Annotated in this window: 10 protein-coding genes; all 10 read left to right on the plus strand. The window is 69.2% G+C overall.

All coding sequences use genetic code 11. The features are described 5' to 3' along the window. Positions 1 to 342, plus strand: a 342-nt coding sequence (ybeY, locus tag Q0C41_RS08645) for an rRNA maturation RNase YbeY (RefSeq protein WP_291982865.1), incomplete at its 5' end; no start/stop codon positions are given. Continuing rightward, the gene (locus Q0C41_RS08650) at positions 339 to 1571 is read left to right on the plus strand and encodes a hemolysin family protein (RefSeq protein WP_291982866.1); all 1233 of its coding nucleotides are present in this window, start codon (positions 339 to 341) and stop codon (positions 1569 to 1571) included. The genes ybeY and Q0C41_RS08650, both read left to right, overlap by 4 nt. A 2-nt stretch (positions 1572 to 1573) precedes the next feature. After that, positions 1574 to 2470 carry a GTPase Era gene (gene era / locus Q0C41_RS08655; protein WP_291982869.1) on the plus strand — a complete coding sequence of 299 codons (897 nt, stop codon included), beginning with the start codon at positions 1574 to 1576 and terminating at the stop codon, positions 2468 to 2470. A 121-nt stretch (positions 2471 to 2591) separates the two neighbouring features. Then, positions 2592 to 3962 (plus strand): magnesium transporter, encoded by a 1371-nt coding sequence (mgtE, locus tag Q0C41_RS08660; RefSeq protein ID WP_291982871.1) that lies wholly within the window; start codon positions 2592 to 2594, stop codon positions 3960 to 3962. Between the two features lie 17 nt (positions 3963 to 3979). Further along, on the plus strand, positions 3980 to 4720 hold the full coding sequence (gene recO, locus Q0C41_RS08665) for a DNA repair protein RecO (RefSeq protein ID WP_291982873.1): 741 nt from the start codon (positions 3980 to 3982) through the stop codon (positions 4718 to 4720). After that, on the plus strand, positions 4717 to 5598 hold the full coding sequence (locus tag Q0C41_RS08670; protein WP_291982875.1) for a glycine--tRNA ligase subunit alpha: 882 nt from the start codon (positions 4717 to 4719) through the stop codon (positions 5596 to 5598). Before recO ends, Q0C41_RS08670 begins: the two co-directional genes overlap by 4 nt. A 28-nt stretch (positions 5599 to 5626) precedes the next feature. Then, a complete protein-coding gene (glyS, locus tag Q0C41_RS08675; RefSeq protein WP_291982877.1) occupies positions 5627 to 7858 on the plus strand; it encodes a glycine--tRNA ligase subunit beta in 2232 nt (743 codons plus the stop codon). Positions 7859 to 7899: 41 nt separating this feature from the next. After that, the gene (gene ppdK / locus Q0C41_RS08680; protein ID WP_291982879.1) at positions 7900 to 10776 is read left to right on the plus strand and encodes a pyruvate, phosphate dikinase; all 2877 of its coding nucleotides are present in this window, start codon (positions 7900 to 7902) and stop codon (positions 10774 to 10776) included. Between the two features lie 137 nt (positions 10777 to 10913). Further along, the gene (locus Q0C41_RS08685; RefSeq protein WP_291982880.1) at positions 10914 to 11924 is read left to right on the plus strand and encodes a magnesium transporter CorA family protein; all 1011 of its coding nucleotides are present in this window, start codon (positions 10914 to 10916) and stop codon (positions 11922 to 11924) included. Position 11925: 1 nt separating this feature from the next. Then, positions 11926 to 13785 (plus strand): DNA mismatch repair endonuclease MutL, encoded by a 1860-nt coding sequence (mutL, locus tag Q0C41_RS08690; RefSeq protein WP_291982881.1) that lies wholly within the window; start codon positions 11926 to 11928, stop codon positions 13783 to 13785. The last annotated feature ends 53 nt before the right edge of the window (positions 13786 to 13838 follow it).

A 13838-nucleotide genomic window follows, 5' to 3' on the forward strand; every position in this document is an offset into this window, starting at 1 on the left:
ACGGGGGATGCGGCCATGCGCCGGCTCAATCGCGAGTGGCGCGGCGTCGACCACGCCACCGACGTCCTCTCCTTCCCGGCCGACGACGATGGCCCGCGCGTGCGGGGCCAGGTGCGTCATCTCGGTGACATCGTGATCGCCACCGGCGTGGCGCGCCGGCAGGCCGTTGCCGCGCGTCACGCGTATGGCACCGAGCTGAAGGTGCTGGCGCTGCATGGCCTGTTGCACCTGCTCGGGTACGACCACGAGACCGACACGGGGCAGATGCGGCGGGCGGAAGCCCGCCTGCGGCGCAAGGGCGGCCTGACGTCGGGACTGATCGAGCGGGAGACCCGCGCGTGATTCCGTTGGTCGTCTTCCTGCTGGCGTGCGTGGCCGTGTATCTCGGTACGATCCTGGCGGCGTTCAGCGCGCTCATGCGCTTCTCGTTGCGCATGATGGCCGAGAGCGCCGCGGGATCGCGCGACCTGCTCGGCACGTTCCTCGAGGACCCGCCGGCCCTGTTCTTTCCGGCCCGCGTGCTGCTCGGCGTCGTCACGGTGATCGTCGCGGTATTGCTGGCGCACGTCGAGGGGGTCGGGCGCTCCGAGCACGGCATCTGGCTGTTCCTGGTCTCGATGCTCGCGTTCGTCTTCGTCTGCTTCCTGCTGCTGCCGCAACTGCTGGTGCGCAGCAACCCGCAGCAGGTGCTGGCGCTCCTGCTGCCGTCGTTTGCCGTGATCGCCCGGGCCTTCGCGCCGTTCACGCACCTCATGGCCGGCGTCAACGGCAGCGACCGCCGCGCCGACGACGACCCGCAGACCGAGGAGGTCGTGGCCACGGCACAGGCCGAGGACGAGGCCGACGCGGAAGAAGACGAGGAAGAAGCGCGCGAGCTGTTCCGATCGCTGGTCGCCTTCCAGGATCGCCTCGTCCGCGAGGTCATGACGCCCCGCCCCGACATCGTCGCCATCCGGGCTGATGCGTCGCTCGGCGACCTGCGGGCCCGCCTCCGCGAGTCCGAGTACTCCCGCCTGCTCGTCTATCGCGAGAGCCTCGACGACGTCGTCGGGTTCGTGCACATGAAGGACGTCTTCCTGAAGGGCGCGACGCATCCCGACGAGGGGGCCTTCACGGCGCTGGTGCGGGCGGCGCACGTCGTCCCGGCGACCAAGCGCGCCCCGGAACTGCTCAAGGAACTGCAGCGCACGCGTACGCAGACCGCGCTCGTCGTCGACGAGTACGGCGGGACGGCGGGCCTGGTCACCGTCGAGGACCTCGTCGAGGAACTGGTCGGCGAGATTCGCGACGAGTACGACGTCGAGGCCGAGCCGATCGTCGAGGAACCGGACGACACCTGGGTGTTCAGCGCCAAGGTGGGCATCGACGAACTGACCGAGCGGCTGGGCGTCGAGATCGAGCGCGAAGGCTTCGAGACCATCGGGGGCTACCTCATGAGCCGCCTCGGTCGGGTGCCCGCCGTGGGCGAGCACATCATCGAGGACGGGCTCGACATCGAGGTGCTCGAGGCCGAGCGCCGCCGCGTGCTGAAGGTGCGCGTTCGCCGGCTGCCGGCGGAAGGGGAGGAGTAGGCATGCGGTCGGGCTTCGTCTCGCTGCTCGGACGTCCCAACGCGGGCAAGTCCACGCTGCTGAACCGGCTGGTCGGCGCGCACCTGGCCATCGTGTCGGACAAACCGCAGACCACCCGGACGCGGATTCTCGGGGCCAAGAGCCTGCCGGACGGGCAGATCCTGTTCCTCGACACGCCGGGCGTCCACCGGCCGATGCACCGCATGAACGTCCGCATGGTCGACGCCGCCATCGGGGCGGCCCGCGAGGCCGATGTCGTGGCGCTGGTGGTGGACGCGTCCGAGGACGTCGGCCGCGGCACCGACTTCATGCTGGGCCTGCTGCCGCAGCTGTCCAAGCCGGTCGTGCTGGTGCTGAACAAGATCGATCGGCTGAAGAAGCACAAGCTCCTGCCCCTCATCGAGTGGTTCAGCGCCCGGTATGCCTTCATCGACGTGGTGCCGGTGTCGGCTGCCACCGGTGACAACGTCGAGGCCCTCGAGCAGGTGCTGCTGTCGCATCTGCCGGAGGGGCCACCGCTGTATCCGGACGACTACCTGACGGACCAGTCGGCGCGGTCGCTGGCCGCCGAGATGGTGCGCGAGCAGGTCCTGGTGCACACCCGCGCCGAACTGCCGTTCACCACCGCGGTGGTCGTCGATCGCTACGAGGAACCGGAGGACGAGGAGGCGCCCCTCGCCATCTACTGCAGCATCCTGGTCGAGGAGCCGTCCCAGAAGCCGATCATCATCGGCCGGGCTGGCGAGATGATCAAGACGATCGGGACGGCGGCCCGCAAGCAGATCGAGGAGTTCTTCGAGCGGCGGGTCTACCTCGATCTGCACGTGAAAGTGCGCGAGGACTGGCGCGAGAACGAGCGGACGCTCGACGACCTGGGTCTGCCGAAGCATCGTCGTTGATGCTCGACGGCCGACGGCCGACCAGCGAAGTCGTCCTGACCAAGGCCGTCCGCATGGTACTTTGACCCGATCTGTGTGTCGCGTGACGTCGTGGTGACGTCGCGGGGCGCGCCCGACCCCCATGGCACAGCGCAAAATCGACGTCATCCTGGCCTCGGTGAAGCGGCTGATCCGCGTCGGGGCGACGGCCAATCTGCTCAACCTGCTGCAGAAGCAGCATCCCGCCGACCTGGCGGCGGTGCTCGGCGAACTGCACGAGCGCGAGCGCCAGACCGCGTTCGACGTGCTGCTGGATCGCAGTCCGCGGCACGCGATGGAGGCCCTCAGCGAGCTCGGGCCCGAGGTCGGGGCGCACCTGCTCGAGGGGCGGTCGGCCGAGGAAATCGCGCGCTACGTCCAGGAACTGGAGTCCGACGACGCGGCGGCCATCGTCGAGGCCCTGCCGGAGGAGCTGTCGCGCAGCGTCCTCGACCTGATGCGCGGCAAGCAGGACACCGAGGTCGAGGAGCTCCTCGAGTACCCGGAGTACACCGCCGGGCGCATCATGAACCCCAACGTCTTCGCCCTGTCCGAGGAGCTGACGGTGGGGGAGGCGATCACCGAGCTGCAGTCGGCGCGGGACGTCGAGATGGTGTTCTACCTGTACACCATCGACGAGCGGAACCACCTGGTGGGCGTCACCTCGCTGCGCCGTCTGCTCCTGGTGGCCCCGGAGACGCCGCTCAAGCGCATCGCCGGCGGCGACCTGCTCAGCGTGCGGGTGGACACCGATCAGGAGGAAGTGGCGCGCCAGGTGGCGTCGTACAACCTGCTGGCGATCCCGGTCGTGGACCTCGAGAACAAGCTGGTCGGCGTCATCACGGTCGACGACGTGATCGACGTCATCAAGGACGAGGCGACCGAGGACATCTATCGCCTGGCCGGCGTGTCGACCGACGACAGCGTGTTCTCGCCGGCCGGCAGTTCGCTGCGCAAGCGCCTGCCGTGGCTCTACGTCAATCTGGTGACGGCGTTCGGGTCGGCTGCGGTCGTGAAGATGTTCGAAGGGACGATCTCGCAGGTCACCGCGCTGGCGGTGTTCATGCCGATCGTGGCCGGTCTGGGCGGCAATGCCGGTACGCAGACGCTGACGGTGATCGTTCGTGGCATCGCCCTGGGCGAGCTGAACCCGGCCAACTCCCGGCGCGCGCTGTTCAAGGAGATCCTGGTGGGCCTGGGCAACGGCCTGGGGCTCGGCGTGGTCGCGGCGCTGGCGGCGTGGCTGGTGCAGGGCAACCCGTGGCTGGGCCTGATTCTGGGCCTGGCGATGATCATGAACATGTTCGTGGCGGCGACCGCGGGGACGCTGGTGCCCCTCGGCTTGCGGGCCCTGAAGGTCGACCCTGCCCTGGCCTCGTCGGCCTTCATCACCCCGCTCACCGACATGTTCGGCTTCTTCGCGTTCCTCGGTCTGGCGACGGTGCTGCTGAGGCATCTCGGCGGGGCGGGGTAGAATACGGGACTGTCCGCATGCCGCTGCACTCCAGCGAGGCGCTCGTGCTGCGGACGTACCGGCTCGGGGAGAGCGATCTGATCGTCGTGATGCTCACCCGCGACCGTGGCAAGAAACGCGGCGTGGCCAGGGGGGGCGCCCGGTCGCGCAAGCGGTTCGGCGGCGCGCTGGAACCGCTCACGCACGTGCGGATGGCGTACCAGGAACGCGAGCAGCGCGAGCTGGTGCGGCTGCAGGACGCCGACGTGCTCGGGTCGCCGCTGACCGCTGGCGGCGAGGCCTGCACCTACGCGAGCTACTTCGCGGAGTTGCTGGATGAATGGGCGCCGGACAACGACCCGCAGGAACGGCTGTACCGGCTGGGGGTCGCGGTGCTGGAGGCGATGCGGGTGGGGGTTGGGGCCGAGCGGCTGGCGCGGTACTTCGAGTACTGGCTGCTGCGGCTGCAGGGGGTGTACCCCTCGACGCACGCCTGCCCGCAGTGTGGGGCGTCGTTGCAGGGCGGGGCGGTGCTCGAGCCCCGGTCGCACTGGTTCCTGTGTCGACAGTGTGCGTCGCATGGGCAGGGCGTCTCGGTGCCCGCGGCGGCGCTGCAGTTCCTGGCCGAGGCCGCGCACGTGGCGCCGGCGGCCCTTGGTGGTGTGAACGTATCGAGCGAGGCGCTCGGGCAGTTGGCGGCGGCCCATCGGCTGCTGCTCGTCTGGCACCTCGATCGCGAGCCGCGGGCGGCTCGTGTGCTGCGAGAGATCAATCCGTGACCTTTCAGGACCTCATCTTCAAGCTCTCGCAGTACTGGGCCGCGCAGGGCTGCCTGCTGCAGCAACCCCTCGACCTCGAGGTCGGCGCCGGGACGATGAACCCGGAGACCTTCCTGCGGGTGCTCGGCCCCCAGCACTGGAACGTGGCCTACGTGCAGCCGTCGCGGCGGCCCGCCGACGGCCGCTTCGGCGAGAACCCGAACCGCCTGTACAAGCACCATCAGTTCCAGGTGATCCTCAAGCCGGCGCCCGACGAGGTGCAGTACCTGTACCTCCAGAGCCTCGAGGCCTGCGGCATCGACACGCGGGCCCACGACATCCGGTTCGAGGAAGACAACTGGGAGTCGCCGACGCTCGGGGCATGGGGCATCGGCTGGCAGGTGCTGTTCGACGGCCTGGAGATCACGCAGTTCACCTACTTCCAGCAGGCGGGCGGCATCGAGCTGTCGCCGATCGCGGCCGAACTGACCTACGGGCTGGAGCGACTGGCGATGGTGCTGCAGAAGGTCACCAACGTCTACGACCTCGAGTGGGCGCCGGGCGTCAAGTACGGTGACGTGCGTCACCGCGACGAGGTCGAGCAGTCCCGGTATGCGTTCGGCCAGGTGGGCATGGGCGGCGAGGCGTTTGCCGCCTTCAACCGCGACCTGTTCGACCGGCATTACGCGATGGCGCAGGGCCTGATTGGCGACGGCCTCGTGCTGCCGGCGCTCGAGCACTGCCTGAAGTGCTCGCACCTGTTCAACACCCTCGATGCCAGTGGCGGCATCGGGGTCACCGAGCGGACGGCGTACATCCTGCGCGTCCGCCAACTGGCCGTGGCCATCGCCCGGGCGTACGCCGGGGCGGATGTCGACGCCCCCGTGCCCAGCGCCTAGGCCGGCCAGGAGAGGATTCGACCAACGGATGGACCGCGAACTACTGCTCGAGATCGGCTGCGAGGAACTTCCTGCGTCGTGGTTGCCGGCGCTGACCGAGCAACTCGCTCAGCGCCTCGGGCAGCGGCTGAAGGATTTCCGCCTCAGCACCGACGGGCCCGTCGAGAGCAGCGCCACCCCGCGCCGGCTGACGGCCCATGTGACCCGCGTCGCCGAACGGCAGACGGACCTCGAGGAGCCCGTCAGTGGCCCGGCCGTCTCCGCCGCCTTCGGGCCTGATGGCACGCCGACGCCGGCCGCCGTCGGCTTCGCGCGCAAGTACGGCGCGATCGTCTCCGAGCTGACCCGCGTGACGACCCCGAAGGGCGAGTACCTCTCGGTGCTCAAGCGCGACCGCGGCCGCGCCGCCGTCGACGTGCTGCCAGACGTGCTCGGCGCCACCCTGCGGGATCTGACGTTCCCCAAGCAGATGCGCTGGGACGCGTGGCTCGACGACGGCAAGGGTGAGTTCACCTTCGGGCGGCCGATTCGCTGGATGCTGTTCCTGTTCGGCGGGCGCGTGGTGCCGTTCGTCATCCGGCGCAATCCCGGGGCGCAATCGAGCCTCGTGCAGGACGTCCGGACCGGCGCGCTGACCTACGGGCATCGCTTCCTCGCGATGAGCGGGCGTCCGGGGCGCTCCGTCAAGGTGCGCAGCGTCAGCGACTACAAGCAACGGCTCGGCGAGCACTTCGTGCTGCTCGAGCACTCCGAGCGGCACGACCGCCTGGTGCGCGAACTCGACGCCCATGCCCGGCGACTAGGGGGCCGCGTGTCGTCGCAGGGCGGCCTGCTTCACGAGGTGGCGGATCTGGTCGAGTACCCGTCGGTGGTGGCCGGGGTGTTCCCACCCGAGTTCCTCGCGCTGCCCGACGAGGTCCTCACCACCACGATGATTCATCACCAGCACTATTTCCCCGTGCTGGACGAACAGCAGAAGCTGCTGCCGGCCTTCCTCGCCGTCACCAACATCGAAGTCGAGCAGCCGCAGAAGATTGCGATCAATGCCGAGCGGGTGCTGACCGCCCGTCTGCGCGACGCCCGCTTCTTCTGGGACGCCGACCGTCGGGCCCCGCTCGAGGCCAAGCTGGCGCGGCTGGACACGCTGCTGTTCCACAAGGCCCTCGGCAGCTACGCCGCCAAGGCGCAGCGGCTCGATCGGCTGGCGCGCTGGATCGTCACCGAGGCGTTCGGTGGCACGCCGGCCCAGGCCGAGGACGCCGGCACCGCCGGCCGCCTCGCCAAGGCCGATCTGACCACCGACATGGTGCGCGAGTTCACCGAGTTGCAGGGCCAGATGGGTGGCATCTACGCCCGCGAGGACGGCCTCGGCGAGGGGGTCTGGAAATCGATCTATTACCAGTACCAGCCGCTGGGCGTCGAGGCGCAGCAGGTGCCGACGGCGGCGCAGCTGGGCGAGGTCGCCCTGACCTGGGCGGCCGTCTCGGTCGCCGATCGCGTCGATGCGTTGGTCGGGCTCTTCGCGGCTGGTGAGCAGCCGACGGGCACCCGCGACCCGTTCGCCCTGCGCCGTGCCGCGCAGGGCCTGGTCAAGGTGCTGGTCGATCTCCCCGAGGTCGGCGGTGTCACCCGCCACGTGGCCCTGGACGCCATCGTGGCCGAGGCGCAGCGGGCCTATGCCGAGCAGGGGCGCGTGCCGGACATCGACGCCAAGATGCCGGCGCTCGGGGCCTTCATCGTCGACCGCCTGCGGTTCCTGTTCGAGAAGCGGGGCTACCGCGCCGACGAGATCGCCGCCGTCCTGCCCGAGGGGCTGGGGCTGGCGGGGTTGTCGCCGCTGTCGGTGCGGCAGCGCCTCGAGGCCCTGCGTGCGGTGCGTCCGTCGGCCGACTTCGAGCCGCTGGCAGTGCTCTTCAAGCGCGCCACCAACATCGTCAAGGACGTGCCCGCCGCGGATCCCGGCAGCCGGGATCTCGTGGCCGTCCGGGCCGCCCTCGTCGAACCCGCCGAGCTGGCCCTGGCCGACGCGCTCGAAGCGCGCCGGACCAGCATTGCGGCGGCAGTGGGACACGCCGACTACACCCGTGCCCTGCTGGAGGTCGCCGCGTTGCGGCCGGCCGTGGACCGGTTCTTCACCGAAGTGTTCGTCATGGTCGACGATGCCGCCCTGCGCCAGGCCCGCCTGTCGCTGCTGGCTGCCCTGCGCGATACGGTGCGCGACATCGCCGATCTCTCTGCCATCGCGGGGCCACAGGCCTGAGTCCCGCCTTCACCCACGTTCATCCAGGAGTCATCCCGTTCATGGCCAAGAAAGCAGCACGCGCCGCCAAGCGTTCCGCGACGCCCGCGCGTCCCGCCGCCCGCAAGTCGACCCCCGCCCGCAAGGCCGCCCGCAAGGCCGTCCCGCGCAAGGCCGCAGCGCCCGCCCGCACGAGCGCGGCCCGCGCCACGTCGTCGGGCAAGGCGGACAAGTACGTCTACAGCTGGGGCGCCGGCAAGGCCGACGGCAACGGCTCGATGAAGCCGCTGCTCGGTGGCAAGGGCGCCAACCTCGCCGAGATGGCGCGCATCGGCCTGCCGGTGCCGGCCGGCTTCACGATCTCGACCGAGGTCTGCACGTACTACTACGCCAACAAGCGCACCTATCCGGCGGCGCTCGACGCGCAGATCCGCAACGGCATCGCGAAGATCGAGAAGGTGATGGGCGTCAAGTTCGGTGACGCGAAGAAGTTCCCGCTGCTGGTGGCCGTGCGATCGGGTGCACGCGACTCGATGCCGGGCATGATGGACACGATTCTCAACCTCGGTCTCAACGACGAGACGGTGATCGCGCTCGAGCGCGCCACCAACAACCCGCGCTTCGCGTGGGACTGCTATCGCCGCTTCATCCAGATGTACGGCGACGTGGTGCTCGGGGTGCAGAAGCGCGCCGGTGAGGATCACGAGCCGTTCGAGACCGTGCTCGAGCACTACAAGCACGAGACCTACGGCAACGGCGAGCTCGAGGACAACAAGCTCACGGCCGACGACCTGAAGAACATCATCGCCCGCTTCAAGGCGCTGGTGAAGGAGCGCACGGGCAAGGCGTTCCCGACCGATCCGTGGAAGCAGCTCGACGGCGCCGTGAGCGCCGTGTTCGGCTCGTGGATGAACGACCGCGCCATCGTGTACCGGCGCAAGTACAACATCCCGGCCGAGTGGGGCACCGCCGTCAACGTGCAGGCGATGGTGTTCGGCAACACCGGCGAGGAGTCGGGGTCGGGCGTGGCGTTCACGCGTGATCCGGCGACGGGCGAGAAGGTGTTCTACGGCGAGTTCCTGCTCAACGCGCAGGGCGAGGACGTGGTCGCCGGCGTGCGCACGCCGGAGGCGGTGGTCGAGCTCTCCAAGCAGATGCCGAAGGCGTACAAGGAGCTCGATCGCATCCGCAAGACGCTCGAGACGCACTTCAAGGACATGCAGGACTTCGAGTTCACCATCCAGGATGGCACCGTCTACATGCTCCAGACGCGCAACGGCAAGCGCACGGGCGTGGCCGCGGTGCGCATCGCCACCGAGATGGTGAAGGAAGGGCTCATCGACTGGAAGACGGCGGTCATGCGCGTCCCGGCCGACCAGCTCGATCAGGTGCTGGCGCCGATCTTCGACCGCGTCGCGGTGAAGAAGGCGGAGGTCATCGCGCGCGGCCTGCCCGCGGGTCCGGGTGCGGCCTCCGGTGAGGTGTACTTCAACGCCGATCGCGCCGTCGAAGCGGCCGCGAAGGGCAAGAAGGTGCTGCTCGTCCGCGTCGAGACGTCCCCCGAGGACCTGCGCGGCATGATCGCGGCCGAGGGCATCCTCACGGCCCGCGGCGGTGTGTCGTCGCACGCCGCCCTGGTGGCGCGCCAGATGGGCAAGGTCTGCGTGTGCGGCGCCGCGGCGCTGCAGGTGGACTACCACAAGCGCACGCTGACGGTGAACGGCGTGACGTACAAGGAAGGCGACTGGCTGTCGATCGACGGCACGGCGGGTGAGGTCTACGCCGGCCACATCGAGACGGGCGCGTCGGAAGTCATCCAGGGGCTGGTCGAGAACGACGCGGAGTCGAAGAAGGGGCGCACGTTCAAGAACTTCGTCCAGCTGATGAAGTGGTGTGGCGAGGCGACGCGCATGAGCGTGCGCACCAACGCCGACACGCCGGAGCAGGTCCGCAACGCCCTGGCGTTCGGCGCGGTGGGCATCGGCCTGACCCGCACCGAGCACATGTTCTTCGAAGGGGACCGCATCGACGCGATGCGCGAGATGATTCTCGCCGACACGCTCGCGGCCCGCGAGGAGGCCCTCGCCAAGCTGCTGCCGTACCAGCGCGAGGACTTCTTCGGCATCTTCAAGGAGCTGAAGGGCTACCCGGCCACCATCCGCTTCCTCGATCCGCCGCTGCACGAGTTCCTGCCCAACACCGACGACCAGCAGAAGGACCTGGCGCGGAAGCTCGGCATCTCGGTGGAGAAGATCAAGCAGCGCGTGCACGACCTGCACGAGTTCAACCCGATGCTCGGCTTCCGCGGCTGCCGTCTCGGCATCAGCTACCCCGAGATCACGGCGATGCAGGCCCGCGCCGTGTTCGAGGCGGCTGCCGACGCCAACAAGAAGGGCTACAAGGCCCACCCCGAGATCATGATCCCGCTGGTCGGCTTCAAGAAGGAGCTCGACCTGCAGGTGGAGATCGTCCACGAGGTCGCGCGCAAGGTGCAGGCCGAGCGCAAGACCACGATCAAGTACAGCGTCGGCACCATGATCGAGGTGCCGCGTGGCGCCGTGACCGCCGACGAGATCGCGCAGACCGCCGAGTTCTTCTCGTTCGGCACCAACGACCTCACGCAGACCACGCTCGGCATGTCGCGTGACGACTCGGGCTCGTTCCTCCCGCACTACGAGGAGACCGAGATCGTCAAGAAGAACCCCTTTGCCACCATCGACCAGTCGGGCGTCGGCGCCCTGATGCGGATCGCCGTGGAGAAGGGCCGTCAGGCGCGCCCGGGCATCAAGCTCGGCATCTGCGGCGAGCACGGCGGCGAGCCGGACTCGGTGAAGTTCTGCGACGCCCTCGGGCTCGACTACGTCAGCTGCTCGCCCTTCCGCGTCCCCGTGGCGCGGCTGGCGGCGGCCCAGGCGGCGCTGGCCGCAGCGAAGAAGTAGTGGGGGAGGGCCGGCTCTCCGAGCCGGCCGTCTGTCAGTCCCATGGGTAGGGTGGTGGTCTCCGACGCGTTCGGAGAACTCGCCCTACCCACTTTTTTGTTGCCTGCCCCCGGCAGTCCTGCTTTGCTGAGGGCGCGATGGAACTCGGCCCCCTGACTCAGTCCGGCACGTCGGACGTGCTGACCGTGTTCGTCCACGTGGACGGGCACACTCGTCTGGCCGAGGCGGTCGATCCGGCCTGGCTGGCCCCCGACTCCGGTGTCATCCTCTGGGCCGACCTCGGCAACGTCGACCCCGCCGAGACGCGCCGCATCCTGTCGGGCGTGTTCGGCTTCCACGAGCTGTCGGTCGAGGACGCCGTCGGGTCGTCGCACCATCCCAAGATCGAGCCGTACGACGGCTACCTGTACGTCATCCTGCACGGCATCGACTGGAACGCCACGCAGCAGGGCGGCTTCTCGACCCACGACATCGACTTCTTCGTCGGGCCCAACTACCTCGTGACGGTGCACAACGGCACGTCGCGCTCCATCGCGTCGATTCAGGGTATCTGTCCCCGCAACGGCTTCGTGCTCGGCGGCGGACCGATGGCGCTCGTGCACCGCATCGTCGACACGATGGTCGACAACTACCGGCCCGAGGTCAGCGAACTCGAGCAGCGGCTCGACGATGTCGAGGACGCCGTGTTCAGCGCCAGCAACGAGGAAGTCGTGCGGCAGATCCTCGCCATCAAGCGCGACGTCGGGTCACTGCGGCGCGTCGTCATGCCCCAGCGCGACGTCATCGCCCGACTGGCGCGTCGCGAGTTCGCCATCGTCGACGAGTCGCTGAGCTACAAGTTCCGCGACGTGCACGACCATCTCGTGCGCCTGGCCGACGAGGCCAACACCTTCCACGATCGGGTGACCGGCGTGCTCGACGCCCACCTGTCGTTCGTGTCCAACCGCATGAACGAAGTCATGAAGATGCTGACGCTGTTTGCGACGATCTTCATGCCGCTCACGGTGCTGACCAGCCTGTACGGGATGAACGTCAAGATCCCGATGATGCCTGGCGGCGACGGCGCCCAGTTCTGGGACATCGTGATCATGATGGGCGCGATGAGCGCCGTGATGATCTGGTACTTCAAGCGACGGGGCTGGCTCTGACGTGAAGATCCAGGTGCTGCCCGCGGCGCTGGCCAACCAGATCGCCGCCGGCGAGGTGGTCGAACGCCCCGCCTCGGTCGTCAAGGAACTGGTCGAGAACGCGCTCGACGCCGGGGCGCGTCGCGTGGCCGTGGCCATCGAGCAGGGCGGCCGGGCGCTGATCCGCGTCGAGGACGATGGCGAGGGCATGTCGCCGGAGGATGCGCGGCTGGCCGTGCACCGGCACGCGACGAGCAAGATTCGCGTCGCGGCGGACCTCGACGGCATCCGCACGCTGGGCTTCCGCGGCGAAGCCCTGCCCAGCATCGCGTCGGTGTCGCGTTTCTCGCTGCGCACCCGCGCCCGAGGCTCGCTCACCGGTGTCGAACTGCGGATCGATGGCGGCGAGATGGTCGGCATCCACGACATCGGCGCGCCCGAAGGCACCACGATCGAGGTGCGCGATCTGTTCTACAACCTGCCGGCCCGGCGCAAGTTCCTCAAGGCGGATTCGGCGGAGGCGGCCCAGGTCTCGCGGCTGATGACGCAGCTGGCGCTCGGGGCCCCCACCGTCGGCTTCCAGTTGTCGAGTGGCGGCCGCAAGCTGCTCGACTGCCCGCCCGCCGGCGAGGTCGCGGAGCGCTTCTACCAGATCTACCAGGCACGTCCGGACCTCGTGGAGGTGCGCCGCGAGGGCGGCGGCCTGCGTGTGCACGGCTACATCGCGCCGCTGGCCGAGCAGGGGCCGCGCCGGGGGCCGCAGAACATCTACGTCAACGGGCGCATCGTCCGCGACAAGACCATCGCCCACGCGATCCAGGCCGCGTACGCGGTGGCGACGGTCAAGGAACGCAGCCCGGAAGTGCACCTGTTCATCGAGATGCCGCCCGAACGCGTCGACGTCAACGTGCATCCGACGAAGGCCGAGGTCCGGTTCCTCGAGCAGGGCCTCGTCCACGAGGTGCTCCGTCGCGCCCTGGGCGATGCGCTGGGCGCGGGGCCCTCACCGGAACTGCGCCTGCAGGCCCCGGTGGCGCCCATCGCGTTGCCTGCCATGCCGATGCTGCCCGGCGTGCTGCGTCCCGACCCCTCACTGCATCAGGCCTCGTGGCGTCCGGTGGGCTCGTCGTCATCCCCCGAGCTGCCGGGACGGGCCGAGTTGGTCGGATCGTCAGCGGGTGAGGGGCCGCCGGGGTTGGGAGGGCCGCCTCGCGGAGGCGTCCTCAACGCCGACGAGGCGCTGGCCGCGTGGGAGGTCGCCGCGGCCCTCGGCGGCCAGGCGCGTCCGGTGACCGACGACGCGATCCTGCCGATGAAGCCGCTGGGCCAGTTCCGGCACACGTACATCCTCGCGGTGGATCAGGACGGCATCGCCATCATCGACCAGCACGTGGCGCACGAGCGCGTGCTGTACGAACGCATCTACGAGCGACTGACGTCGGGGCGCCTGCAGAGTCAGCGCATGCTGACGCCGCTGGTGTTCGAGCTGGACGCGTCGCAGGTCGCCGGCATCGAGGCTCACATGGCCGATCTCGAACGCCTCGGTTTCGAGGTCGCCCCCTTCGGCGGCAAGTCGGTGCGGGTGAGCGCCATGCCGTCGCTCATCGGCGTGCAGGACGTCGAGCCGACGTTGCGCGCCCTCGGCCAGGACCTCGAAGGCTTCGACCGCGCCGGCCGCGTCGACGATGTGCTCAAGCACATCGCCGCGACCATGGCCTGTCACGCCGCGGTCAAGGCCAACGATCCGCTGCCGCTCGAGAAGATGCAGTTCATCCTCGACGAACTGCACGCCACGGCGTACTCGACGGTGTGCCCGCACGGGCGTCCCGTCATGCTGCGCATCACGCGTCGCGAGATCGAGAAGAGCTTCCAGCGGATCTAGGGGGAACCGGGAACCGGGAACCGGAAGCCGGAAGCCGGGAACCGGAAACCGGG

The organism is Luteitalea sp., assembly GCF_022842525.1.
Taxonomy (GTDB): Bacteria; Acidobacteriota; Vicinamibacteria; order Vicinamibacterales; family Vicinamibacteraceae; genus Luteitalea.